We start from the raw sequence: 24,519 nt of genomic DNA, 5'->3' as shown, positions 1-24,519 counted from the left end.
CCCGTTGGCTATCCTGGAGAAAAGCATGAGCAATAGTAACGAACCGCGTAGTGATCTGCTGGTCTGGATCGACCTGGAAATGACCGGCCTTGATCCTGATAAAGAGCGCATTATCGAAGTGGCAACACTCGTTACCGATGCGGATTTAAACGTCGTGGCGGAAGGCCCGGTAATTGCCGTTAAGCAGCCAGATAGTCTGTTGGCACAAATGGATGACTGGAACCAGAAGACCCACGGCGAGTCCGGTCTGGCCGCGCGCGTAAAAGCCAGCCAGAACGATACGGCCAGTGCCGAACAGCAGACACTGGAATTTTTGCGCCAGTACGTGGTGGCAGGCTCGTCGCCCATGTGTGGTAATAGCATCCATCAGGACCGACGCTTTTTGGAGCGTGAGATGCCAGCGCTGTGGCGTTTCTTCCACTACCGTAACCTGGATGTTTCAAGCGTTAAGGAGCTTGCCAAGCGCTGGAACCCGGGCGCGCTGGCAGGCTTTAGCAAGCGCAACGTGCACCTGGCAATGGATGATATCAAAGAGTCGATTGCTGAACTTGCCCACTACCGCAACACCTTTTTGCGCGTGGCAGGCGGGCAGGACGAAGAAGAGTAAGCCTCGGTTGAGCGTTAGCTTGTCGCAATGCGTGCATCGCGCTTGAGGCGCTGTTCATCAAGCGCCCAGGCAACGTGCTCACGTACCAGGGCGCTGGGGTAAGCACGCCGTGCCCACAGCGCGGCTTCAACCGCCTCGCTCCACGGTGCATTGCCCAGGCCAATGGCAATATTGCGCAGCCAGCGTTCGTAGCCGATACGTCGAATGGGGCTGCCAGCGGTTTTGTCCAAAAATGCCTCTTCGCTCCAGGCAAACAGGCTGAGCAGGGAGGCGCGGTCCAGGTCGTGGCGGGGGGCAAAATCTTGCTCGTTACTCACGCGGGTGAAGCGTGTGAACGGGCACACCAGTTGGCAGTCGTCGCAGCCATATACGCGGTTGCCCATGGCGCGGCGAAACTCAACCGGGATCGCTCCGTGTAGCTCAATCGTTAAATAGGAGATGCACTTGCGCGAATCCACCACTTTGTCGTCAACAATCGCCCCTGTTGGGCATGCGGTCTGACAAGCATCGCAGCTGCCGCAATGCTCACGCTCGTAGGGCGGGTCAACGGGGAGGGGCAGGTCGGTATAAAGCTCACCTAAAAAGAACAGTGATCCCGCCTTCGGGTTGAGCAGCATGGCGTTTTTACCGAACCAGCCAAGGCCTGCCTTTTGCGCAAGGGCGCGCTCCATTACCGGGGCGGAATCTACAAAGGCACGGTAGCCAAAAGGGCCTACTTCCTGTTCGATTTTCTTGCCAAGCTGAGCCAAGCGCTTACGTATTAGCTTGTGGTAGTCACGGCCCAGCGCATAGCGCGATACATAGGCTTTTTGCGGCTGACCCAGTAGCTGAGTCGTTTCAACTTCAGGGGGTAAATAGTCCATACGCACGCTGATGATCCGCAGCGTGCCCGGTTCAAGCTCGGCCGGGCGTGTACGCTTGGTACCGTGCTTGTCCATAAAGCCCATCTCACCGTGATAACCTTTCTCAAGCCATGCGTTGAGGTGCTGCTCATGCGTATCGAGCTGCGTATCGGTAATACCTACCTGCTGAAAGCCCAGTTCGCGGCCCCAGGTTTTGATGAGGTCAGCAAGGTGGGCCAGTTTTTCAGTGGTCATGGCATGGCTTGAAAGTGACGAAGCAGTGGAACAGGGCATTATCAGTCTACGGTCGAGCATTAGTCGCGCTATGCTAACGCATTGGCCGCCATCACAACATGCGAAAGGAGATATCGTGTTCACCTTAAGTACTTCCTCGCTGCGCCCGCTATTCAAAGCGGAGCAGGTACGTGAACTGGACCGCCGTACCATTGCCGGTGGTATCGAAGGGTTTGCCCTAATGCAGCGGGCAGCGTCCAGTGCCTGGCATAGCTTTCGTGCGCGCTGGCCCCAGGCGCGTAGCGTAACGGTGTTATGTGGTGGGGGAAATAACGGTGGCGATGGTCATGTACTGGCTGCGCTTGCCATTCAGTCAGGGCTTAAAGTGCAGCGCATTACGCTAAAGCCGTTGGATGCGCTGAAGGGTGATGTCGCTAGGGCTGCCGAGCTTGCAACCTCTGCCGGTGTTTCCTGCGAAGCGTGGCACGCTGATTGTGTGTTCTCGGGCGAGGTGATTGTTGATGCTCTGGTCGGTATCGGCCTTACCGGCAAGGTGACAGGGCCAACGCAACAGGCGATTAATGCGATCAACGCCGCTAAATGTCCCGTGTTGGCGATTGATATACCCTCTGGGTTAGCTGCGGATACGGGCGCGGTCCTTGGTGATGCTGTTCACGCCAATACTACCGTCACGTTTATTGGCGACAAAATAGGGTTACATACCGGCGAAGCGCCTGCCTATACGGGGGAGATTGATTTTCGCCCCTTGGGTGTTAAGGCGCAGGCCTTTTTTGATATTCCTCCTTTTGCGTGGCGGCTGGACGAAGCCTGGTTAACAGACGCTTTTGCGCCGCGTTCCCGCACCAGCCATAAAGGTGAGATGGGGCATGTGCTGGTATTGGGCGGTGCGCCGGGGTTTGGTGGGGCGGCGCTGTTGGCTTCCCAAGCGGCGGTACGCTTAGGCGCCGGCAAAGTAAGCCTGGCAACCGCGCCAGAGCATACCATCGCCAGTTTGATGCGTTGCCCGGAAGTAATGGCGCACGGTGTACGCGGCGGCGCCGACTTAAACGAACTGCCGCAAAAAGCGGATGTTCTGGTGGTGGGGCCAGGTATGGGGCAGGCTGCTTGGGGGCAGGCTGTGTTGCAGTATGCGTTGGCATCAGACTCCCCGCTGGTCGTTGATGCCGATGGGCTTAATTTGCTGGCCAGCCACTGGCCGAGCGAGCGCCGTGATAACTGGATACTAACGCCGCACCCTGGCGAAGCTGCCCGGCTGCTTGAGTGTAGCGTCGCCGATGTGCAGGCTGATCGGCCTGCCGCTGCGCGTGAACTGCAGCGTACACGAGGAGGCGTTGTTGTTCTAAAAGGCTCGGGGAGCTTAATTGCCGGGCCCGGTGGCTTGGTCGTATGTCCTTACGGAAACCCCGGTATGGCCAGTGGTGGAATGGGTGATGTGCTCAGCGGTATGCTTGGCGCCTTGGTCGCCCAGCGAGCAGAGGTAGAGAGTAGTGCCTGGCTAGGCGTTATGGTGCATGCGCTAGCCGCCGACCGTGCCGCACAGGCACAAGGAGAACGTGGCTTGCTGGCAAGTGATCTGGCATCCTATGCGCGAGTATTGATCAACCCGTAAAGGCAGCCCACATGCAGGTGCAATTGGAAAGTGAAGAAGCGCAGGTCGCTTTTGGTGAAGCGCTGGGACGCGCATTGCAGGGGCGTGGGCGTGTTTACCTGGAAGGTGACCTCGGCGCCGGTAAAACGACGTTAACACGTGGGATTTTAAGGGCCTATGGGCATTTTGGGGCAGTGAAAAGCCCTACCTATACCCTCGTGGAGCCTTATGAGCTGGGTACACAGCGTATTTATCATTTAGATCTTTACCGTTTATCTGATCCTGAGGAGCTTGAGTTTATCGGCGGTCGTGATGTGCTGGCAGACGACGCTCTATGTATTATTGAGTGGCCAAGTCGAGGTGAGGGGTGGCTGCCAGCTCCCGATGTTTGCTTATCACTTACGGTAGCTACTACAGGGCGCGAGGCGACGTTAAACGCACTCAGTGAGTACGGTGAGTGCGTCCTTAATGGGCTGCAGTCAAGACAATCGTTTAAGCAGTCAGAAGACGGTACCACTTCATGGTAACTAGCAACAAACTCACCGGCTTGGCCCGGTATGTCATGCCTGGGCTGATGGCGCTAATGGCGAGCGTTTCTTCTGTACAGGCCGCTGATGTTGAAAGCATGCGGTTATGGGCCGCTCCCGACCACGCGCGGCTGGTATTTGATCTTTCCGGCGTCACTCAGGCGAATGTTTTTTCCCTGTCGGACCCAGAGCGTTTGGTGATTGATTTGGAGGAGAGCCAGCTAAAAACGGATGCCTCCACATTGCCGCTAGATGGCAGCGCGATTGAGGTTGTGCGGACCGGGCCGCGGGATGGGGGCGGTTTGCGCGTGGTGCTGGAACTCAATCGCTCAGTTGAACCGCGTCACTTTGTGTTGCCGCCTAATGACCAATATGGTCACCGCTTGGTGGTAGACCTTGAGTATCCCGGCGAGAGTGCCGTTGAAAACCCGATTGATCCGATAGAAGCGATGATTCGTGATCAGGAAATGCTGGCGCAGCGAAACGATGTTCAGGCTCAATTGCCGGGTAGCCAAGCGTCGCCTGGAACGCAAAGCCCTGAGCCGGTCGAGGTTCAGCCCGCCCAGCCGCACCCCCAACGCGATGTTATTATTGCCGTTGATGCTGGCCACGGCGGTGAAGATCCGGGCGCTATTGGCCCTGGAGGTACGCGAGAAAAAGACGTCGTGCTGGATATCGGGCGTCGGTTGGCTGCCAAAATCAATGCCACGCCGGGTTATAAAGCGGTGCTTATTCGTGATGGCGATTATTACATAGGCCTGCGGCAACGTACCCAGCTTGCCCGTGAGCAAAAGGTTGATTTCTTTGTGTCGGTTCACGCCGATGCATTTAACAGTCCGCGCCCCGAGGGCAGCTCGGTATACGCGCTTTCGCAGCGTGGCGCTACGTCAGAAACAGCCCAGTGGCTTGCCGACAGCGAAAACCGCGCTGATCTAATTGGCGGGGTGGATGGCAACCTTTCGCTGCGTGATAAGGATCAAGTGCTACGCGGCGTTTTGCTTGATTTAACCATGACCGCCACGCTGAACGATTCGCTCTCTATTGGCGGGCAGGTGCTTGAGCAGTTGGGGCGGATTAATCGACTGCACAAATCTCGCGTTGAGCAGGCTGGTTTTATGGTGCTTAAATCGCCTGATATTCCTTCGCTATTGATTGAGGTCGGCTTTATTTCCAACCCCAGTGAAGAGCGTCGACTGCGTGACCCCGTTCACCAGCAGGGGCTTGCGGATGCTATTTTTTCCGGGTTAAACGCGCATTTTGAGCGTAACCCGCCACCGGCGAGTCTGCTTGCCTGGCAGCGCGATAATCATCGCCAGCCTACGGGGAATGAGTACCGCATACAGTCTGGCGATACGCTCTCTTCGATTGCGCTGCGCCACGGTGTGCCAGTGGGCCAGCTGCGCCAAGCTAATGATTTGAATGGCGACGTTATTCGCGTGGGCCAAGTATTACGTATTCCCAACTCTTGAGGTGTCTGGTGTCCGAGTCGAGTTCTTTGCCGTCACGTATTCATGTACTCGACCCCCGCTTGGCCAACCAAATCGCCGCGGGGGAGGTTGTCGAACGTCCATCGTCGGTAACCAAGGAATTGGTTGAAAATGCCATTGATGCGGGAAGTCAGCGCATTGAGGTTGAGATCGAGCAGGGCGGTGCGCGATTGATTAAAGTACGCGATGACGGCATCGGTATTAGTGAGCAGGACTTGCCGCTGGCGCTTGCACGTCATGCCACCAGTAAAATCGGAAGCCTTGAGGACCTGGAGGGCGTCAGTTCTCTGGGGTTTCGTGGCGAGGCGCTGGCCTCAATAAGCTCTGTCTCTCGGTTGGAGCTTGTTTCCAATGCGGAAGAAGACCCGCGAACCGGCTGGCGAGTTGTGGCCGAAGGGCGAGGGATGGAGGCGCGAGTAACGCCTGCACCACACCCACGAGGCACCAGCGTTGCGGTGCGTGATTTGTTCTTCAATACGCCTGCGCGGCGTAAGTTCTTACGTACTGAAAAGACCGAGTTTGCCCATGTGGAAGAGGCCTTTCGGCGTCAGGCACTGTCGCGTTACGACATCACCTGGGTGCTCCGTCATAACCAGAAGGTAGTCCACCAGTTACCTGCTGGGCATACGGCGGCGGCTCAGGAGCGGCGTATTGCCTCGCTGCTGGGTAAGAATTTTATTGAGCATGCACGCTATATTGAGCGCGAAGCCGGTGGGCTGCGCCTAAGCGGTTGGGTGGGCTTGCCCACGCATTCACGCTCTCAGGCCGATCAGCAGTACTTTTTCGTTAACGGACGTGTGGTGCGTGACCGCCTGGTGGCCCATGCCGTGCGCCAGGCCTATCGGGACGTGCTCTATAACGGCCGCCATCCTGTGTTTGTACTCTACCTGACGCTGGACCCTGATGTGGTCGACGTGAATGTTCATCCCACCAAGCATGAAGTGCGCTTTCGTGATGGGCGTATGGTGCATGATTTTCTCTACTCAAGTCTGCACCACTGCTTGGCGACGTCTAAGCCAGCGCAAGAAAGTGATGGCGATGCCAGTGATGTCTCGGAGCATTCAGCAGAAGGCGTGAATGGCGCCGTCACCGAACCTGAGCAGACCGATTCTACCCGGTGGCAGCAGCAGGGCATGGCGCTTTCCCAAGCGCCTGACCGTCACCCGGGGGCTGAAAAAGTACGCCGCTTTATGCAGGGCTATCAGGCCTTGCACCCTAATCATGAGGATACGCTGCTTACGCCGCAGCCGCCGGGTGCGTGGGCTGGTAGTCACCAGTCTGTCAGCGAGGTGCGCGAAGCACCTGCGGTAATGCCTGAAAGTGACCCGACCAGTGCGCCGCCGCTAGGCTTTGCATTGGGGCAGCTGCATGGGATTTATATTCTGGCGCAAAATGCCCAAGGGCTTGTGCTGGTGGATATGCACGCCGCCCATGAACGCATTGTCTACGAGCGGATGAAAAATCAGCTGGCAGCTGCCAGTGGCATTGATACACAGCCGCTGTTGGTGCCTGTGTCGCTTGCTGCCAGCCGCACGGAGGTGGCAACGGCAGAAAGCGAGCAGAAAGCAATTTCTCAATTGGGGATTGAGCTGGATGTTGCAGGGCCGGAAACGCTGCTGGTGCGCCAGTTACCCGCGCTTTTGGCCCAGGCTGACCCGGAAGCACTGGTGCGCGAAATGCTTGAAGAGCTTGCCCGTTTTGGGCGCACCCATCAGGTAGAAACACGTATTCATGAGCTGCTTTCCACTATGGCATGCCACGGTAGCGTGCGTGCGAATCGACGGCTAACCATTGAAGAGATGAATGGATTGCTGCGCGATATGGAACGCACCGAGCGTAGCGATCAGTGTAATCATGGTCGGCCTACCTGGACACAAATGAACCTAAAAGCGCTTGATCGGTTGTTTTTGCGCGGACAGTAGCGGTGCTGCCAGATGTTGCCAAGTGGCGGCTGGCTGAATTAATCCCTGTTATTTTTTGGCGGAGTTTGCCACGGTATGGCTGATACACGCCCTTGGGCGATTTTTTTAATGGGCCCCACGGCGGCCGGAAAAACCGATACGGCAATCGCGCTGCACGAGCGGTTAGGGCATGAGCTAATCAGCGTTGATTCCGCAATGGTCTACCGCGGTATGAATATTGGTAGTGCTAAGCCCAGTGCGGCTGAGCTTGCCCGTGCACCCCATCGGTTAATAGATCTTCGTGATCCTGCCGAGCCCTATTCAGCGGCTGATTTTCGAGAAGATGCGCTTAGTGAGATGCGACAAATCAGCGCAGCGGGCAAGGTGCCACTGCTAGTGGGCGGCACCATGCTGTACTACAAGCGCCTGGTTGAAGGGGTCGCAAATATGCCTGCGGCGGACCCCGCTATTCGCGAGCAGCTAGCCAAACAGCGTGAAAGTGAAGGCCTGGAGTCGCTGCATAAAAAACTGATGGATGTGGATCCTGTGTCGGCGCAGCGCATCCATCCCAATGATCCCCAGCGCTTAATGCGCGCACTCGAAGTTTATTATGCCAGTGGGCGCTCAATGAGCGAGCTATGGGGTGAGCAGCAGCCAGAGCCTTTCCCTTGGCGCGTGCTATCCATTGCGTTGGCGCCAAGCGACAGACGTGTTTTACACGCACGTATTGAAAAACGTTTTGCCGCTATGCTTGAGGAGGGCTTGATAGATGAGGTGGCCGCCCTCAAAAAGCGTAGTGACCTGCATCTGGAACTGCCCGCCATGAAAAGCGTAGGGTATCGTCAGGTGTGGGAGTATCTGAACGGTGAGTACGACTATGCTGTCTTAAAGGAGCGCGGCGTAATTGCTACTCGCCAGCTCGCCAAGCGTCAGCTAACCTGGTTAAGAAGCTGGTCTAATCTTACCTGGATTGATTCGCAGCAGTTGGACGTGGTGGATAAGACGCTGAAATTCGTGCGTGAAAGCGGTGCTTAGCGTAAGATAGTGGTTTCGTGAGCGTGTGTTTTTGAGTAGCCGAAGGGCGCTTTCAACCACACGGGCCTTTCGGGCAAATAGATTGCGGCGTAGCACCAGTAGGGCACGCCATTTAACAACCAACCCCAACGACAGTTTAGGGAGAGCAACATGTCCAAAGGGCAGTCCCTTCAAGATCCTTACTTGAATATTTTGCGCAAAGAGCGCATTCCGGTCTCCATCTTTTTGGTAAATGGCATTAAGCTTCAAGGCCAGATCGAATCGTTTGACCAGTTTGTTATTCTGCTGCGTAACACCGTTAGTCAGATGGTTTATAAACATGCTATTTCCACGGTGGTGCCTTCGCGTAATGTGCGTTTGCCGGCACAAGACCCGGCTGCGCCTGATGCGGATATTTAACACCGCTGGATGAGCAATAGAGTCCTCGAGGTATTGATTGTTTTTTGAACGCCCAGAAGCCGGTGAAACGGCAGTTCTTGTCCACGTTGATTTTCATGACGAACAAGCACGTGAAGACCCGGGTGAGTTCTTAGAGCTCGTGCGCTCTGCAGGTGCAGAGCCCGCGACGCTGCTCACCGCTAGTCGTCAGCGCCCTGATTCACGAACCTTTGTGGGTTCGGGAAAGCTGGAAGAGTTGCGAGCCATGCTCGCGGCTCATCAGGCGGAGCTGGTGATCTTCAATCATAGTTTAAGTCCTTCCCAGCAGCGCAATCTTGAGAAAGAACTCAAGTGCCGAGTCCTTGACCGCACTGGTTTGATTCTCGATATTTTTGCGCAACGGGCACGAACCCATGAGGGTAAGCTGCAGGTCGAGCTTGCTCAACTAGAATATATGTCTACTCGCCTTGTGCGTGGGTGGACGCACCTTGAGCGCCAAAAAGGTGGGATTGGCTTGCGTGGGCCCGGCGAAACGCAGCTGGAAACCGACCGCCGTCTATTAAGAGGGCGTATTAAGTCAATCAATAAGCGGTTGGATAAAGTACGTAGCCAGCGTGAGCAGAACCGCCGCGCCCGTGCACGTGCGGAAATCCACAGTGTGTCGCTGGTCGGCTATACCAACGCAGGTAAGTCGACGTTGTTTAATGCGTTAACCCATGCCGATGTGTACGCCGCTGACCAATTGTTTGCAACGCTGGACCCGACACTGAGGCGCCTTGAAATCGAAGACGTGGGCCCGGTGGTTATGGCGGATACGGTAGGGTTTATCCGGCATTTGCCCCACAAGCTTGTTGAAGCGTTCCAAGCGACGCTTCAGGAAGCGGCGGAAGCCACCTTGCTTGTGCATGTGATTGATGCAGCTGACCCTGATCGCGAGCTAAACGTTGACCAGGTAGAGTACGTATTGAAAGAGATTGGCGCCGATAGTGTGCCGGTTCTCAAGGTAATGAATAAGATCGATAAGCTTGATAGCGCGCCGCGTATCGAGCGTGATGGACACGGTGTGCCTGAAGTGGTGTGGTTGTCTGCTCAACAAGGCCAAGGTCTTGAGCTACTTCATGAAGCGCTTACTGAGCGCTTGGCTGGCGATGTCATCGGATTTTCGCTGACACTGACGCCAGAACAGGGCAAGCTGCGGGCAGGGCTTCATGAGTTAAACGCCGTGCGCCAGGAAGCATTTGATGAGCAGGGGCGCTCTGTATTAGATGTTCGACTGCCGCGTCGCGACTTTAACCAATTAATGGCGCAGCTGGGTGAGCGCGCTAATACCTATTTGCCTGTAGCGTTACGTGAAGTTGACGAGTGGTAGGTTCTTGCTTTTCTACTCGTGTAAGGGATGGTAATGACAGTTTGATATAGCAATAATTTCAATAAAGCGCATGGAGCTTGCCGAAGGCATGCCATGCGCAGATGAGCACCTTAGTGGAGACGAAGTATGGCCTGGAATGAGCCTGGTGGTGGCAACCAGCACGACCCATGGAGTAGTGGTGGTCGACGGGGTGGCAACGACGGTGATAACCGTGGTGGCAACGACGGCGGTAATCGGGGTGGGAACAATGGGGGTAACAACCAAGGCCCTCCTGACCTTGATGAAGCGCTCAAGAAATTTCAAGACAAGCTGAACGGCATGCTGGGCGGCGGCAGTAAAAAAGGCAATGGGAACAAGCGGAACAGTGGAAGCGGTGGTGGTAAGCCACGTAATACGCTTGCATTGCCGGGCCTTTTAGTTGTGGTTGCGCTAGCGATTTGGGCAGCCTCCGGCTTCTATCTGGTGGATCAATCTGAGCGTGGCGTTGTTTTACGTTTTGGTGAGTACCAGAGCGTTGTTGGGCCGGGTCTTCACTGGAATCCGCCGTTGATTGATGATGTCCGCATGGTGAATGTCACGCGCGTTCGCTCTGTGTCACAAACCCAGGCGATGCTGACGCGCGATGAAAACATCGTGGAAGTGGAAATATCGGCGCAGTACCAGGTCGCAAATCCGCAAGATTTTGTTCTCAATGTGCGTGATCCTGCACTGTCCATGGAAAATGCACTTGATTCTTCTTTGCGTCACGTTGTCGGTGGCACAGACATGATTGAGATCCTGACCTCAGGACGTGAAATCCTGGGCAGCTCGGTCGCTAGCCGCTTGCAGTCCTATCTTGATGCGTATGGAGCGGGTATCCGTTTACAAACCATTAATATTGAGTCTACTTCCGCGCCTGCACCGGTTATCGACGCATTCGATGACGTAATTCGTGCTCGCGAAGACCGCCAGCGCACCATTAACGAAGGCATGGCTTACGCCAACGCCATTATCCCGGCCGCTCAGGGTCAGGCCCAGCGCGTGGTTGAGCAAGGCCAAGGGTATCGTGAATCGGTCGTGGCCGAAGCTCAGGGCCAGGCGAATCGCTTCAATGCCTTATTAACAGAGTACCAAAATGCGCCAGAAGTAATGCGTGAGCGGATGTACCTGGATACGCTTGAAGGGGTCTATGGCGGTACGCCCAAGGTACTCTTGGATGTAAGCGAAAATGCACCGCTAATGTATTTGCCGCTTGATCAAATGCGCGGCAATAGCGGGCGTAGCAATAGTGCATCAAGCGCTAATGACAGTGGCTCAGGCAATGAGGAGTTGGATCCGCGTGTGATAGAAAGTTTACGTGGAAACCAAACGACGAATTCTTCATCTTCAGGTAGTAGCTCTATTCGCAGGGAGGGCCGGTAAATGATTAATAATCGATCCCTGCTGATCGTTGGTGGCTTGGCTGTTGTAGCGTGGCTGGCAAGTAATTCGCTGTATGTTGTTGATGAGACACAGCGTGCCGTGAAACTGCGCTTTGGTGAGGTTATTGAAGAGAATATTCAGCCTGGCCTGCATGTCAAAATACCGATTGCTCAAACGATTCATAAGTTTGATACGCGCTTGCTGACGCTGGATACCGACACTAGTCGTTATCTAACGCTTGAGCAAAAAGCGGTTATCGTCGACTCCTACGTTAAATGGCAGGTGATTGATCCTACCCGCTACTACGAGGCAACGGCGGGCGATGAATTGATGGCGATCCGCCTCATTCAGCCGCGTGTTGATGAGAGCTTGCGTAACGAGTTTGGCCGCCTTAATCTGCAGGAAATCATTGCTGAGCGCCGCGATGACCTAATGATTGGTCCTACCGAAGAGCTGGATAGCTTGATGCGTGATGAGCTGGGTGTCGCTATACGTGATATTCGCATCAAGCGTATCGATTTACCTGAAGACGTGTCAGCGGCAGTATTTGAACGGATGCGTTCTGAGCGTGAGCGTGAAGCCCGCGAATGGCGTGCCCAGGGGCAAGAGGAAGCTGAGCGTATTCGCGCTAATGCTGACCGTCGTCGCCACGTACTTATCGCTCAGGCAAATGAGCGTTCAGAGACGCTGCGCGGTGAAGGTGATGCACAAGCGGCCAGGATCTTTTCTGAAGCATATGGCCAGGACCAGGAGTTTTTCTCCTTTTGGCGTAGCTTGAATGCTTACCGCGACAGCTTCTCGGGCGACGGTGATATGCTGGTGTTAGACCCCAGCAGTGACTTTTTCCGTTACCTGCGCAGTGCTAATCCTAACGGGCAAGCAGGCGAAGAAGAGTAAGTTGGCATAGGGGTGAACTTTGCCATAAAGCAGAACGCATGGCGGGGTTCATCCCTTGAGCAAACGTGGTAGACTTAATTGAACCGGGCGTCGCCCGGTTTTTTTGTGGCCCTCATTTAACGTTAATGCGTCAAGCGCGTATTCATCGACTCCAGGGCCTTCATCGTCTTGCAGGATTGTTTACATGACCATCGCTGACCGCTGGCTGTTGCCCGACGGCATGGATGAGGTGCTACCGCCTCAGGCAAGCCGCATGGAAGAGCTGCGCCGCGCGCTGCTTGATCTTTATCATTGCTGGGGCTATGACCAGGTCATGCCACCACCGGTGGAGTTTCTAGACTCCTTGTTGACCGGTACCGGTACCGACCTTGATCTGCAAACCTTTAAGCTAACAGACCAATTAACCGGCCGTATGATGGGCGCCTCGGCAGATGTTACGCCGCAGGTGGCGCGTATGGATGCCCACTCGCTCAAGCGCCAAGGGCCCGTTCGGTTGTGCTACTGCACGAACGTACTACGCGCTAAAGCTGATCAGCATCAAGGCGGACGCAGCCCTGTTCAGGTCGGCGTCGAGCTGTTTGGCCATGCTGGGTTAGAGGCCGATAGTGAAATCATTCACTTGGCGCTCGCCAGTTTAAAAGCCGCAGGCGCAGGTGAAATACATCTGGCTCTTGGGCATATCGGCATTTACCGTAGCTTGGTAGACGCTGCCGCGCTTAATAATGAGCAGGAGAGCATGCTGTTTGAGGCACTGGCACTAAAGTCGCCGGGACAATTGGCGGAGCAAATTAACGCAAGCGTCAGCGACCCGGTACTGGCCGATATGTTTATGGCGCTAGGCGAGTTGCACGGCGACGCCAGCATACTTGAGCAAGCACGCGAGCGCTTTGCAGGTGCCCCGGCCTCTGTAACCGCCGCGCTTGATCAGCTAAGTGCGCTGTATCAGGGCGTGTTGGCTCGCTTTGACGTGTCGCTCTATTTTGATCTTGCCGAGTTGCGTGGGTATCAATACCACACAGGCATGATGTTTGCCGCTTATGTGCCAGGTTACGGCCATGCGCTTGCAAAGGGTGGCCGCTATGATGATACAGGGCGCGCCTTTGGGCGTGCACGTCCGGCTACTGGCTTTTCGATGGATTTAAAGCAGCTGGCATCATTGGCCTTGGCATCACCAGGCAACGGCGCCATTTGGGCACCTGCCCAAGAGGAAGAGTCTCTCAACGCTGCCATAGTTGCACTGCGAGAGCAGGGAGAACGCGTTATTCAAGCGCTGCCTGGGCAGCGTACTGGGCCGGCGGAGCACAAGTGTGACCGCCGTCTTGAGTTTATCGATGGCTGTTGGCAGACAACGGCCCTGACACAAGAGACGAGTGCATAATGGGTAAGAATGTCGTAGTCCTGGGCACCCAATGGGGTGATGAAGGCAAAGGCAAGATTGTTGACCTGCTCACCGAGTCAGCGGCGGCGGTAGTGCGTTTCCAGGGTGGCCATAATGCGGGCCACACGCTGGTAATCGACGGTGAAAAAACGGTGCTTCATCTCATTCCGTCGGGTGTCCTGCGTCCGGGTAAAACCTGCGTAATCGGCAACGGGGTGGTGCTTTCGCCTGAAGCGCTGATCAAAGAGATCCGCGAGCTTGAAGATAAAGGTGTGCCGGTGCGTGAGCGCCTGCGCCTTTCGCCTGCATGCCCGCTGATTTTGCCTTATCACGTGCGCCTTGATCAGGCCCGTGAAAAAGCCCGCGGCGTTGCCAAGATTGGCACAACGGGTCGAGGTATTGGTCCGGCTTACGAAGATAAAGTGGCGCGTCGTGGCTTGCGCCTGGGCGATATGCTTCACCGGGAGCGTTTTGCCTCCAAACTGGGCGAAGTGTTGGATTATCATAACTTCGTATTGGTTAACTACCACGGTGAACCCGCCGTCGACTTCCAGGAAGTGCTGGACAGCGCCATGCAAATGGCCGATGAGCTTCGTCCGATGGTATGCGATACCGTGAACATGGTTCACGACCTGCGCAAGGCGGGTGAAAATATTCTGTTTGAGGGTGCCCAAGGCTCGCTACTGGATATCGACCACGGTACGTACCCGTTTGTTACCAGCTCCAACACCACGGCTGGCGGCACGGCCACGGGTTCTGGTGTCGGCCCGCTTTACCTGGATTACGTGCTGGGTATTACCAAAGCGTATACCACGCGCGTGGGTTCGGGGCCGTTCCCTACTGAGCTGTTTGACGACCATGGCCGTCACCTGGCTGAGCGTGGCCACGAATTTGGCGCCACCACGGGTCGTCCACGTCGTTGCGGCTGGTTTGATGCGGTGGCACTACGTCATGCGGTACAAATCAACTCTGTGTCCGGCATCTGTCTGACCAAGCTTGACGTGCTCGATGGTCTGGAAAATATTCGTGTGTGCGTGGGCTATCGCAGTAAAGATGGTGACGTGCTGGACAGCCCGGTTGATTCTGAAGGCTACGAAGCCATAGAGCCGCTTTATCAGGATTTGCCAGGCTGGAAAGAGTCGACGCTGGGTGCTAAAAACGTCGACGACTTACCGGCCAATGCCCGCGCTTACATCAGCTTTCTGGAAGAGCAGGTGGGCACCAGTATCGATATTATTTCAACGGGCCCAGACCGTGTTGAAACCATCGTACTGCGCAATCCGTTTGACGGCGAATAAGCCGCTGTCGGCAAATGGCATCCGCTGAGAATGTAGACGGGTGTATCAGAAGGGGTGCCTTGGCGCCCCTTTTTGGCAAATATTGATTAAAAATCAATGCCACGGCGTGCCTGTAGGCCATTATTAAAGGCGTGGCGAACTTCCTGCATTTCGGTGACGGTATCAGCCATGGCAATCAGTTCACGGTGCGCATTACGACCCGTAATAATGACTGTCTGCTCGCTGGGGCGGTTTTCAAGCGCCGCTTTAACGTTGGCGATATCCAGGTAGCCAAACTTGAGCATGTAGGTAATTTCATCCAGCACAACCAGGTAAGTGTCTGGGTCAGCCAGCATGCGCTCAGCCTCTTTCCAAACGGCCAGGCAGGCTTGAGTGTCGGCCTCACGGTTTTGGGTGTCCCAGGTAAAGCCCGTCGCCATAATTGCTACGTCAAGATTAGCATCATCTTCCAAACGGTTGCGTTCGCCACACTCCCATAAGCCTTTAATAAACTGAATAACGCCCACTTTATAGCCATAGCCCAACGCGCGGGTAACGGTGCCCCAGGCGGCCGTGGTCTTGCCTTTACCATTCCCGGTATTAACCAGCAGCAGTCCGCGTTGTTCTGTGGCGCTGGTTACTTTTTCATCCACGCGGGCTTTGAGTTTTTCCATCGACGCTTTATGGCGTGTATCGCGGTCTTTCACCGTCGCTTTCCTCTTAAAAGGCTGCATGAAGGTCTCTAGCGTACGCCATATAGAGCCTGCAATGCCGTGACGACGGCTTAAATGTGAATAAAATTTATACAGTTGTTAAGCTTTTCCGTGGGAATCGAGGTTTTTGCGGCTAATCAACAACAGAATTGGCCGATAGGGGGCTTGCTGCTCTAAAATAACCCTTCATAACTTGCCAGGAAAAATGCTATGCCCTCTTTTGATATTGTGTCGGAATTTGATCAGCACGAAGCGTCTAACGCCGTTGACCAGGCGAATCGTGAAGTGCAGTCGCGTTTTGATTTTAAAGGCGTTGACGCAAGCTTCGCCCTTGAAGGCGAAAAAGTGCAGTTAGAGGCCCAGGTCGATTTTCAACTTAAGCAGATGTTGGATGTACTGCGCGGTCGGTTAATTGCCAGAGGCATTGATGCGCGCTGCATGGATATTCAAGACCCCGAGCTTTCTGGGGTGAAGGCACGTCAGGAAGTCGTTTTGAAGCAGGGGCTTGATGCGGCAGAAGCCAAGGATGTGGTAAAGCGTATCAAGGCGAGTAAGCTTAAAGTCCAAGCGCAAATTCAGGGTGAAAAAGTTCGCGTGACCGGGAAGAAGCGCGATGACTTACAAGGCGTTATGGCGCTTTTACGTGGAGAAGAGGGGCCTGAATTACCTCTGCAGTTTGATAATTTCCGCGATTAAGCCTTATCACGTGTAGGGCGGTGTCTATGCGCTGCCCCGTTTTTTTGCCCACACTTTTTTGCCTACTCGCAACCATCGTTTATTACAGGAGCTAACGCACTATGTCTGATCCGCAGCCGGTTTATTTAAGCGACTATCAGCCGCCCGCCTACCAGGTCACCCATACCGAGCTGACGTTTGATCTTGACCCTGCTGCCACCCGTGTAAAAGCACGATTGTTGATTGAACGTAACGAAAACGTAGATGCCCAAACGCCTCTGGTGCTGAATGGCGAGCAGCTGTCGCTGGTCTCGTTGGCAATTGATGGCACGCCGCTAGCGGAGGCGGATTACCAATTGGATGAGGACAGCCTGCGTATTATGCAGGTGCCGGCAACGTTTAGCCTTGAAAGTGAGGTGGACATTGCGCCTGGTGCTAACACTGCCCTAGAAGGGCTTTACCAGTCGAGCGGTATGTACTGTACCCAGTGTGAAGCGGAAGGTTTTCGGCGCATTACGTTCTACCCCGACCGCCCGGATGTGATGGCCACCTTTACCGTCACGGTCATTGGTGATCAAAACAACGAACCCGTTTTGCTGGCTAACGGTAACCCCGTGGACAGCGGTACATTAGAAAACGGCCGCCATTTCGTGAAATGGGAAGATCCGCATCCTAAACCGTGCTACCTGTTTGCGTTGGTAGCGGGGGATTTACACAAGGTTGAAGACCACTTTTCTACCATGAGCGGCCGTGATGTCACGCTGCAAATTTGGGTAGAAAAGGAAAATCTGGATAAAACCGAGCACGCCATGGCTTCGCTCAAACGCTCCATGGTGTGGGATGAACAGACCTATGGCCGCGAATATGACCTTGATCTGTTTATGATTGTGGCCGTTAACGATTTCAATATGGGAGCGATGGAGAACAAGGGGCTGAATATTTTCAACTCTGCCGCTGTGCTTACGCATCCCAATACCGCCACCGATGCCACGTTTCAAAACGTGGAAGGCATTGTGGCCCACGAATATTTCCATAACTGGTCCGGCAATCGAGTGACCTGCCGTGACTGGTTCCAGCTATCTCTGAAAGAAGGCTTTACCGTTTTTAGGGACCAGTGTTTTTCCGCTGATACCAACTCGGCGCCGGTTAAGCGTATTCAAGATGTGTCTTTTTTCCGTACGGCGCAGTTTGCAGAAGATGCAGGGCCCACTGCGCATCCTGTGCGCCCCGACCACTACATTGAAATCACCAATTTCTACACCCTGACTATTTATGAAAAGGGTGCAGAAGTAGTGCGTATGCTGTGTAACCTGGTGGGGTGGGAAAATTTCCGCCAAGGGGCCGATGCCTACTTTGAGCGCTTTGATGGTCAGGCGGTCACCATTGAAGACTTTGTTGGCTGTATGGAAGAGGCGTCGGGCCAAACGCTTGATCAATTTATGCGCTGGTACGCGCAGGCAGGTACGCCAGAGATTGATGCCCACGGCGAATATGACTACGTGCATAGTGAATACAGGCTAACGCTTCGGCAGCGCACGCCTGCCACGCCTGGCCAAACCGAGAAGCAGCCACTGCATATCCCTGTGCGGATGGGGCTGGTGGGAACCAAGTCTGGTCAGGACTTAACGCTGACCATGGCCGGGGAAGTGCTGGGCAAGGATGCGGTGATCCATTTACGCGATAACGAGCAGACCTTTGTCTTTACCGATGTGGCCGAGGCGCCAGTACCGTCACTGCTGCGTGACTTCTCGGCGCCAGTGAAGCTACATTTCCCCTATTCACGTGAAGAACTGGCGTTTTTGCTCACCCATGATAGTGATGGTTTTAACCGCTGGGATGCCGGTCAGCGCTTGGCCATGCTGGCGTTGGACGATCTGATCGCGGCGCATCGTAATGGCGTTGAAAAAGTCATGGATGGCCGCGTTACGGAAGCCTTTAGAACGCTGCTTACAAGTTCTGTGTCTGATAAGGCGGTGCTTGCCGAGATGCTAACCCTGCCTTCTGAAGCCTACATTGCTGAGCAGCAGCCTATTGTCGATGTCGATGCGATTCACGCAGCGCGTGAGTTTGTGCGCCAGTCATTGGCGTTAGCACTTCGCGATGAATTTGTGGCCACGTTTGAAGCCAATCGCTCGGAGGAGGCTTACGCTCCAACGCCTGAGCAAATTGCCCAGCGTAGCCTCAAAAACATAGCGCTTAGCTATTTGATGTCGATTGAGGATGAGCAGGCGATTGCATTTTGTCAGGCCCAATTTGCCGCTGACCACAATATGACCGATGTGCGCTATGCGCTAACGTTGCTTGTGCATAGCGAACGTGATGACGTGTCGTCACCCGCTTTAAAAGCGTTTGGCGAAAAATGGGCGCATGATTCGCTGGTTATGGATCAGTGGTTTACGATTCAAGTGACGCGGCCTCAGCCTGATGTGCTGGAGCGTGTCGAGTTCTTGATGCAGCATCCGGCATTTTCAATCAAGAACCCAAACAAAGTACGTGCGCTAGTGGGTGCTTTTACGCAAAATCGGGTTAATTTCCATCGCCTGGACGGTAAGGGTTACGCGCTGCTTGCCGATGTGGTGATTGAGCTTAATCGGCTAAACCCGGAAATTGCCGCGCGATTGGTTACCCCGTTAACACGCTGGCAGCGTTTTGACGAAGCGCGCCAGGCCTTAATGCATGCGCAGTTGGAACGTATCAAAAAAGAGCCACTATCTTCGAATGTATATGAAGTAGTTGAAAAAGCGCTGGCGTAAGCACTCCCAGCGTTCCAACCATGAAAGGGAAGACATTGGTGAACGACTCACAACCGCATTTTTTACTGATTATAAATGGTAAATCAGCCGGGAACCCGGCACTGCGTGAAGCCGTTGAAGAGCAGCGTGAGGCAGGGATGCCGATTACCGTGCGCTCAACGTGGGAGGGCGGTGACGCCGCTCTCTTTGCCGAGCAGGCATGTGATATGGGCATCACCCATGTCATCGCCTGCGGCGGCGATGGCACTGTTAACGAAGTGGTTAACGGGCTAATGCGTGTCGCTCATGATAAGCGTCCCGCTTTGGGCGTTGTGCCGCTGGGCAGTGCCAACGACTTTGCCACCTCCACGGGGGTACCGTTGGAGCCAGGCCCTGCGCTGGCGGCGGCAATGACACTAAGCGCATACCCCGTTGATGTCGTGCGAGTAACGGCTGAGGCTAATAATAAAAACGTCGTTCAGTACTACGTCAACATGACCACGGGCGGGTTTGGGGCGGAAATAACCTCTTCAACACCGAAGACGCTGAAACGTTTGTTAGGCGGAGGTGCATACTCCTTGATGGGGGCGCTTAAAGCCTGGCGGCATCGCAGCTATCGTGGCACGCTCCACTGGGGCGATAAAGAGCAGGATATCTCGCTGCTGTTATTGGCGTTAGGTAATGGCCGGCAATCAGGCGGCGGACAGGTGCTCGCCCCACGTGCCAAGCTTGATGATGGCCGCTTGGATGTTCTTCTGGTGAAGGATTTTAGCTCCGTAACGGAACTGCCGACGCTGATTAGCGAGCTTCAGAGCTTTCCCTCTGATGGGCAGTATGTACGCTATTTCACAGCGACTGAGTTGACCGTAAAGACTCAGAAAGATGATCCCGCTTGGCCCTTAACGCTGGACGGCGAAATGTGTCAGTATGATCGTTTTTGCGCTGAAGTGGTGCCGTTGGCGCTGCGCATTTTATTACCTGAGGGCTGCCCGTTACTGTCAGCAAATGACCGACACTGATCGTAGGCTGTCTTTAAAAGCGTTATTTAAGAAGGGGAATCTAATGGTAAACCGTTTATGGATACCGGTTATTGCCACCTTGGCACTATTGCTAAGCGCATGTGGCGACTCTCAAGAAGAGCCTGATGTGACACCGGATGAGTCTTCATCGGTTTCTGATGATGAAGTTGTACAAGAGGAAGAAGCGCCGACCGCCGCTGAAAATGCCGCGGATATGCCAAGCCCTGCGGAGATAGAGGATGACGTTGAGGCGCGCCAAGCCGCTGAAGAGCTAGAGCAGGCCGAGGCGCTGCGTGATGATATGCAAGATGATGCGGTCAACGCTGACGAGTCCGAGGCCCAGGAGGTAACGGCAGGCGAAGATACTCTGGCGGCGGACCCTGATGAGATACTGCAAGAGGGTGGTGCATTGCCCGGAGAGGCAACGCGCTCCGACGTCGATCAAATGATTGAAGAGACTGAACAGCGCTTTCAGGAAGCTCAGCGGCGCTTAAATGAGCAGTTTGAAGAAGCTGAACAACAAGCCGAAGAGTACGATGCTATTGAGCAAGAAGCATTGTCCAATGAATGGGAAACACAAAGCAGCCTACCCGAAAGCTCTCGCCTGGAAGATAACCGGGAAGCTACCGATGTTGATGCATTGATTGAGGATACTGAACGCCGCTTTGAGGAAGCCCAAAAGCGCCTTGAAGAGCAGTTTCAGGAAATCGAGCGTGAACATAATGGCAGTAGTAGCCGTGGGATTATTCTGAATGAAGACGCAGACGCAGACGCAGACGCAGACGCAGACGCAGACGCAGATAACGATAATACTAACGCTACTCATCAATAAAGCGCGTTGAGCAGGCAATAAAAAGGCCCGCCTTGGCGGGCCTCGCTACATCCGGCCATGATTAAGCAAGGCGGATGTTAGAAGCCTGAAGGCCCTTTTTACCCTGCGTTACCTCAAAGCTGACTTTTTGACCATCTTGCAGGGTCTTGAAGCCTTCCGCTTGAATTTCGGAGAAGTGCGCGAACAGGTCGTCACTGCCATCATCGGGTGAGATGAAGCCGTAACCTTTCGTATCGTTGAACCACTTGACGGTGCCAGTTGCCATTAGTCGTTTCCTTAACGTGCTTATAATGATCAAGCGAACCTACATAGGATTCGCCCGCCAAAATCAATGTAGATGCAAAAAAATGGGTCGTCCAGTAACAATCTAATGTTTCTTAACTTTTCTTGAGCCGCGTATATGTCGTCAATACACCTTGTTGATTCTCAGTTTGTGGCCTTTTTGGTCGCTATTACACTGTTGTCGATTACGCCTGGCGTGGATACCTTGCTGGTTATCCGTAACACTGCCCGAGGCGGGACACGGGACGGCATTGCCACCAGCTTAGCGATCTGCTGCGGTCTGTTTGTACACGCGACCATCTCGGCATTAGGTATTTCACTGATTCTGCTCCAGTCGGCCTGGGCATTTCATCTATTAAAGTTGGTCGGGGCGGGGTATCTGGTATGGCTAGGGGTCACCAGTTTGTTAGCCGCAAGGCGTGGCCAGCCATTACCGGTCAAAGGGGTAATCGGTGCCGCTTCTCCTGTTCCGCTTTGGCAGCCGATTAAGGAAGGTTTACTGTCCAATGTGTTGAATCCAAAAACGATTATTTTTTATATGGCTTTTTTGCCTCAGTTTATTGCGCCGGGGGATCCGGCGTTGATCAAATCCCTGTGGCTAGCAGGTGTCCACTTTATCATTGCCAATATCTGGCAAATCAGCGTGGTATTCATGGTGGGAGGTGCCAGCAAGTGGCTCGCCAGCGTGCGCTTTGCGCAGGTGTTAAATGCCGCGACAGGCGCGGTGCTGGTCGCGTTTGGGCTTCGTTTGGCGATGGAACAGCGCCCAGTATAACTGGGCGCTTGGTGAGTAAACTGACCAGGCAGTAAGCGCGATTACCTTTGTACGCTTATTGACGAGCCAGCAAAGCGCGGTCGTAACGTACCTGTTGTTCACTATCACTCAACAGTGAAACACCTTCGCTGTTACCACCGTTGGCCAGGCTTTCAAAAATTACCCGATAGCTAAGCACCGCCTGCACATAATCGCGTGTTTCTTTAAAGGGAATGCTTTCCACAAACAGATCAAATGACTCCATGCCGCTTCCCAGCCACTGATCAACACGCCCAGGGCCAGCATTATAGGCGGCAGCGGCGGCAAGCCGGTTACCCTGATAGCGGTTCAGTTTGTCGCGCAGATAGGTGCTGCCCAGGCGAATATTAAGTTCAGGATCAAGAATGCCGTAAGGCCCCGGGTCGCTAATACCCAGTTGGCGGCTTACCAGGCTTGCCGTGCCGGGCATTAACTGCATCAAACCGCGGGCGCCTGCCGGAGAGAGCGCCACCGGGTTATAGGCACTTTCACGACGGGTAATCGCCATTAGCATATACGGGTCTACACCGGTTTGGCGGCCCCAGTGCATAAAGCTCTCTCGGTAAGCCTCGGGGAAACGCCAATCAAGCGCATCCCACATGCTGCCAGCAATCGTGGTCTGCACCAGGCGTGCATGCCACTGTTGATGGGCCGCATAATCGGCCAGGGCGCGCGCCTGCTGGGGCGTGCCGTTTTGCACCGCATACAGCCATTCGCTATTGGCCAGGCCGTCTTCGCCAATGCGTAGCAGCGCTTCGGTACGCTGGACCACGGGTAGGCGTGCAGTGCGTTCGCGTGAAGCCTCATCAAAATGATTGCGCTCAAGATTGAGTTGGTAAGGCTGGCCAAGTTGTTCAGCGGCCGCAAACCCATAAAAGCTGCGGTCGGTCGCCGCCTGACGGTAGCGAGCGGTGGCTGCCTCTTGGCTGCCCAGCTGTTCGTTGGCACGCCCCAGCCAGTACTGCCAGCGGCTGTTTTCTTGTTGGCTGGTGGGCATTTCCGCAATCCAGTGAATCACCTCCTGCCACTGCCGGTCTGCCAATGCACGGCGTACGCGTAGCTCCAGCACGCGCTCGCTATCCAGCGAGGGAAGAACGTCATCTACCCAGCCTAATGCGCCGGGTACATTGCGTACCAGTGCATAGAAAGCCAACTCTTCTTCAATGGCTTGCTGATCACTGGGTGGAAGGTTCACGTTGGGCGCGATGGTTTGCCAGCTACTCAATGCGGCCGGGGTATCCTCACGGGTGAACCGCTGCATCGCGGCTTTGTAGAAACTGGCGGTTGCCGCGCATTCAGGGCCAAGGCAGGCGGGCGCTGAGGTGACAGCGCGGGTATTGGTATTCACTTGGTCGGCGGTTTCAATAGCGGTGTGCCACTGGCCGCTGAGCAGCCCGCCTAAATAGGTGGATAGACGATCTTCACCGGCTTGCCAAGCGAGCATTTTTCGCTCCCAGATAGCCGTTGCATCAATCGTGCCGTTAGCTCGCAGGTGGTCAAACAGGGCGTCACACGCATCTGGCTGGGAGCTTCCTTCAAGCCAAAGTGCGAGGCCTGCCTCAGCGGCCTGTTGCGGCTGCGAGTCCATGAGAGCCGTATAGTAATAACACTGGCGAGCCGTGCCAGCAGGCTCGCCATCGGCAACGGCCAGCAAATCGCTATAACGCCCCGCGTGGCCATACTTGGCAATGGCCTGACCGCGTAACCACTCAGAAAGCGGAGAGTCATTATGCTGGTTAATAAAACTTTGTACTTGGGCCGTCGAGACGTTGGGTAGTTGATTGCGTAATCGGTGGTAGTCGACATAGCCGCTCAGCACATGGTCTTCAATAGCGCGCTCGTCGATGTGGTTCCACTGTTGTTGACGAGCGGCTTCTAACGCATCGCGCATTGCGGTATCAGAAGCGGCCCATGAGACAATGGGTAAGCCCACCAGGATTGCCGCGCCTAGGGTGCGAAAAGGGGATCTGAATGACGATGCCTGCATAATTTTCTCTCTTTCTCGCTAACGGATTGGCAACCGCTAATAGTGAACGAAATGGGCAAATAGTGTTCAGACAATCGTGACACTTGGAGGATTCAATTACGATGGCTCGATTATCCACGTTGTGGCTATTTCGTCGACTTAAATCCCGCCTTTGGGCTGTAAAACGTATCGGGCGGGCGCTGAGGCTGTTTGTGCCCATGACGTTTGATGTCCTGAGCGGTCGCTTTCGACCTGTGCCTTGGGCTGCCTTTGGCATGATGGCGCTGGCGCTTGCCTATCTTGCAATGCCGTTCGATTTAATTCCGGACTTTCTTGTTTTCATAGGTCTGATTGACGATGTCATTATCGTTGGCTGGCTTCTCAACCGTATCGACCAGCGCTTGGTAGATTACCGCGCCTGGAAGTACGGTGATATTGATATCGCTACTTCTCAACACTCACCTTCTTGAAATCGCTCTGCTTATCCCCATATCCAACTCACACATTTTTTCGTTCCTGTCTCATTGGGAGGCAGGAGCTCTAAACAAACGTGATTGATGAGGGC

General features: G+C 54.6%; 22 protein-coding genes. 18 read left to right on the top strand and 4 right to left on the bottom strand.

The genetic code is table 11. The annotated features are described in order from the left end of the window. Positions 1–25: 25 nt before the first annotated feature. Positions 26–607 (top strand): oligoribonuclease, encoded by a 582-nt coding sequence (gene orn / locus CZ787_RS12070; protein WP_087109499.1) that lies wholly within the window; start codon positions 26–28, stop codon positions 605–607. Positions 608–621: 14 nt separating this feature from the next. On the opposite strand, the gene queG is transcribed toward orn, so the two are convergent. Then, positions 622–1,704 (bottom strand): tRNA epoxyqueuosine(34) reductase QueG, encoded by a 1,083-nt coding sequence (gene queG, locus CZ787_RS12065; RefSeq protein ID WP_087109498.1) that lies wholly within the window; start codon positions 1,702–1,704, stop codon positions 622–624. Between the two features lie 115 nt (positions 1,705–1,819). Between queG and CZ787_RS12060 the strand changes: the two genes are divergently transcribed. From CZ787_RS12060 to CZ787_RS12010, 11 genes are all read left to right on the top strand, one after another. Further along, positions 1,820–3,313: an NAD(P)H-hydrate dehydratase gene (locus tag CZ787_RS12060; RefSeq protein ID WP_087109687.1), complete on the top strand. Its 1,494-nt coding sequence runs from the start codon at positions 1,820–1,822 to the stop codon at positions 3,311–3,313. Between the two features lie 11 nt (positions 3,314–3,324). Beyond that, complete coding sequence (tsaE, locus tag CZ787_RS12055; protein ID WP_087109496.1) at positions 3,325–3,819, top strand: tRNA (adenosine(37)-N6)-threonylcarbamoyltransferase complex ATPase subunit type 1 TsaE; 495 nt, start codon at positions 3,325–3,327, stop codon at positions 3,817–3,819. Then, positions 3,813–5,288 carry an N-acetylmuramoyl-L-alanine amidase gene (locus CZ787_RS12050; RefSeq protein ID WP_087109494.1) on the top strand — a complete coding sequence of 492 codons (1,476 nt, stop codon included), beginning with the start codon at positions 3,813–3,815 and terminating at the stop codon, positions 5,286–5,288. The genes tsaE and CZ787_RS12050 overlap by 7 nt, the downstream gene beginning before the upstream one ends. 8 nt (positions 5,289–5,296) lie before the next feature. Further along, positions 5,297–7,228: a DNA mismatch repair endonuclease MutL gene (mutL, locus tag CZ787_RS12045; RefSeq protein ID WP_087109492.1), complete on the top strand. Its 1,932-nt coding sequence runs from the start codon at positions 5,297–5,299 to the stop codon at positions 7,226–7,228. A 75-nt stretch (positions 7,229–7,303) separates the two neighbouring features. Next, entirely contained in the window at positions 7,304–8,242 is a 939-nt protein-coding gene (miaA, locus tag CZ787_RS12040; RefSeq protein WP_087109491.1) for a tRNA (adenosine(37)-N6)-dimethylallyltransferase MiaA, read from the top strand. Between the two features lie 150 nt (positions 8,243–8,392). Continuing rightward, positions 8,393–8,641 (top strand): RNA chaperone Hfq, encoded by a 249-nt coding sequence (gene hfq, locus CZ787_RS12035; protein ID WP_009099947.1) that lies wholly within the window; start codon positions 8,393–8,395, stop codon positions 8,639–8,641. 37 nt (positions 8,642–8,678) lie between these two features. Next, positions 8,679–9,989 (top strand): ribosome rescue GTPase HflX, encoded by a 1,311-nt coding sequence (hflX, locus tag CZ787_RS12030; protein ID WP_087109489.1) that lies wholly within the window; start codon positions 8,679–8,681, stop codon positions 9,987–9,989. Positions 9,990–10,115: 126 nt separating this feature from the next. Beyond that, positions 10,116–11,390: an FtsH protease activity modulator HflK gene (gene hflK, locus CZ787_RS12025; protein WP_087109486.1), complete on the top strand. Its 1,275-nt coding sequence runs from the start codon at positions 10,116–10,118 to the stop codon at positions 11,388–11,390. Next, the gene (hflC, locus tag CZ787_RS12020) at positions 11,391–12,287 is read left to right on the top strand and encodes a protease modulator HflC (RefSeq protein WP_087109484.1); all 897 of its coding nucleotides are present in this window, start codon (positions 11,391–11,393) and stop codon (positions 12,285–12,287) included. 184 nt (positions 12,288–12,471) lie between these two features. After that, the gene (locus CZ787_RS12015) at positions 12,472–13,665 is read left to right on the top strand and encodes an ATP phosphoribosyltransferase regulatory subunit (RefSeq protein ID WP_087109482.1); all 1,194 of its coding nucleotides are present in this window, start codon (positions 12,472–12,474) and stop codon (positions 13,663–13,665) included. Beyond that, positions 13,665–14,963 (top strand): adenylosuccinate synthase, encoded by a 1,299-nt coding sequence (locus tag CZ787_RS12010; RefSeq protein ID WP_087109480.1) that lies wholly within the window; start codon positions 13,665–13,667, stop codon positions 14,961–14,963. Before CZ787_RS12015 ends, CZ787_RS12010 begins: the two co-directional genes overlap by 1 nt. 86 nt (positions 14,964–15,049) lie before the next feature. On the opposite strand, the gene cobO is transcribed toward CZ787_RS12010, so the two are convergent. Beyond that, complete coding sequence (gene cobO, locus CZ787_RS12005; RefSeq protein WP_087109685.1) at positions 15,050–15,649, bottom strand: cob(I)yrinic acid a,c-diamide adenosyltransferase; 600 nt, start codon at positions 15,647–15,649, stop codon at positions 15,050–15,052. Positions 15,650–15,865: 216 nt separating this feature from the next. Here cobO and CZ787_RS12000 point away from each other — a divergent pair, with 216 nt between their 5' ends. The 4 genes from CZ787_RS12000 to CZ787_RS11985 all read left to right on the top strand — a co-directional run bounded on the left by CZ787_RS12000 (position 15,866) and on the right by CZ787_RS11985 (position 20,913). Further along, positions 15,866–16,351 carry a YajQ family cyclic di-GMP-binding protein gene (locus tag CZ787_RS12000; RefSeq protein WP_087109478.1) on the top strand — a complete coding sequence of 162 codons (486 nt, stop codon included), beginning with the start codon at positions 15,866–15,868 and terminating at the stop codon, positions 16,349–16,351. Between the two features lie 101 nt (positions 16,352–16,452). Next, complete coding sequence (pepN, locus tag CZ787_RS11995; RefSeq protein ID WP_087109476.1) at positions 16,453–19,083, top strand: aminopeptidase N; 2,631 nt, start codon at positions 16,453–16,455, stop codon at positions 19,081–19,083. A gap of 38 nt (positions 19,084–19,121) precedes the next feature. Continuing rightward, entirely contained in the window at positions 19,122–20,081 is a 960-nt protein-coding gene (gene yegS, locus CZ787_RS11990) for a lipid kinase YegS (protein WP_087109474.1), read from the top strand. 43 nt (positions 20,082–20,124) lie between these two features. Further along, entirely contained in the window at positions 20,125–20,913 is a 789-nt protein-coding gene (locus tag CZ787_RS11985) for a hypothetical protein (protein WP_087109472.1), read from the top strand. Between the two features lie 61 nt (positions 20,914–20,974). On the opposite strand, the gene CZ787_RS11980 is transcribed toward CZ787_RS11985, so the two are convergent. Then, positions 20,975–21,178 carry a cold-shock protein gene (locus tag CZ787_RS11980; protein WP_018915713.1) on the bottom strand — a complete coding sequence of 68 codons (204 nt, stop codon included), beginning with the start codon at positions 21,176–21,178 and terminating at the stop codon, positions 20,975–20,977. Positions 21,179–21,313: 135 nt separating this feature from the next. On the opposite strand from CZ787_RS11980, the gene CZ787_RS11975 reads away from it, so the two are divergent. Beyond that, complete coding sequence (locus tag CZ787_RS11975; RefSeq protein ID WP_087109470.1) at positions 21,314–21,970, top strand: LysE family translocator; 657 nt, start codon at positions 21,314–21,316, stop codon at positions 21,968–21,970. Positions 21,971–22,025: 55 nt separating this feature from the next. Here the strand turns inward: CZ787_RS11975 and CZ787_RS11970 are convergent, their stop codons facing one another. Further along, a complete protein-coding gene (locus tag CZ787_RS11970) occupies positions 22,026–23,975 on the bottom strand; it encodes a transglycosylase SLT domain-containing protein (protein WP_087109468.1) in 1,950 nt (649 codons plus the stop codon). A 101-nt stretch (positions 23,976–24,076) separates the two neighbouring features. Between CZ787_RS11970 and CZ787_RS11965 the strand changes: the two genes are divergently transcribed. After that, on the top strand, positions 24,077–24,424 hold the full coding sequence (locus CZ787_RS11965) for a YkvA family protein (protein WP_176372216.1): 348 nt from the start codon (positions 24,077–24,079) through the stop codon (positions 24,422–24,424). Positions 24,425–24,519 lie beyond the last annotated feature (95 nt).

Origin of the sequence: Halomonas citrativorans (assembly GCF_900163645.1) — a bacterium.
Lineage (GTDB): Bacteria > Pseudomonadota > Gammaproteobacteria > Pseudomonadales > Halomonadaceae > Vreelandella > Vreelandella citrativorans.
The sequence above is the reverse complement of the archived record's forward strand: the minus strand, read 5'-3'. Positions and strand labels throughout refer to the sequence as shown.

What these genes read in the sequence shown, in the direction of transcription:
- orn (WP_087109499.1), top strand. Translation starts at nt 26, where the DNA reads ATGAGCAATAGTAACGAACCGCGTAGTGATCTGCTGGTCTGGATCGAC.
- CZ787_RS11975 (WP_087109470.1), top strand. Translation starts at nt 21,314, where the DNA reads ATGTCGTCAATACACCTTGTTGATTCTCAGTTTGTGGCCTTTTTGGTC.
- CZ787_RS12010 (WP_087109480.1), top strand. Translation starts at nt 13,665, where the DNA reads ATGGGTAAGAATGTCGTAGTCCTGGGCACCCAATGGGGTGATGAAGGC.
- queG (WP_087109498.1), bottom strand. Translation starts at nt 1,704, where the DNA reads ATGACCACTGAAAAACTGGCCCACCTTGCTGACCTCATCAAAACCTGG.
- CZ787_RS12015 (WP_087109482.1), top strand. Translation starts at nt 12,472, where the DNA reads ATGACCATCGCTGACCGCTGGCTGTTGCCCGACGGCATGGATGAGGTG.
- miaA (WP_087109491.1), top strand. Translation starts at nt 7,304, where the DNA reads ATGGCTGATACACGCCCTTGGGCGATTTTTTTAATGGGCCCCACGGCG.
- CZ787_RS11985 (WP_087109472.1), top strand. Translation starts at nt 20,125, where the DNA reads ATGGTAAACCGTTTATGGATACCGGTTATTGCCACCTTGGCACTATTG.
- hflC (WP_087109484.1), top strand. Translation starts at nt 11,391, where the DNA reads ATGATTAATAATCGATCCCTGCTGATCGTTGGTGGCTTGGCTGTTGTA.
- hfq (WP_009099947.1), top strand. Translation starts at nt 8,393, where the DNA reads ATGTCCAAAGGGCAGTCCCTTCAAGATCCTTACTTGAATATTTTGCGC.
- tsaE (WP_087109496.1), top strand. Translation starts at nt 3,325, where the DNA reads ATGCAGGTGCAATTGGAAAGTGAAGAAGCGCAGGTCGCTTTTGGTGAA.
- CZ787_RS11980 (WP_018915713.1), bottom strand. Translation starts at nt 21,178, where the DNA reads ATGGCAACTGGCACCGTCAAGTGGTTCAACGATACGAAAGGTTACGGC.
- CZ787_RS11965 (WP_176372216.1), top strand. Translation starts at nt 24,077, where the DNA reads ATGGCTCGATTATCCACGTTGTGGCTATTTCGTCGACTTAAATCCCGC.
- pepN (WP_087109476.1), top strand. Translation starts at nt 16,453, where the DNA reads ATGTCTGATCCGCAGCCGGTTTATTTAAGCGACTATCAGCCGCCCGCC.
- CZ787_RS11970 (WP_087109468.1), bottom strand. Translation starts at nt 23,975, where the DNA reads ATGCAGGCATCGTCATTCAGATCCCCTTTTCGCACCCTAGGCGCGGCA.
- CZ787_RS12000 (WP_087109478.1), top strand. Translation starts at nt 15,866, where the DNA reads ATGCCCTCTTTTGATATTGTGTCGGAATTTGATCAGCACGAAGCGTCT.
- hflK (WP_087109486.1), top strand. Translation starts at nt 10,116, where the DNA reads ATGGCCTGGAATGAGCCTGGTGGTGGCAACCAGCACGACCCATGGAGT.
- CZ787_RS12050 (WP_087109494.1), top strand. Translation starts at nt 3,813, where the DNA reads ATGGTAACTAGCAACAAACTCACCGGCTTGGCCCGGTATGTCATGCCT.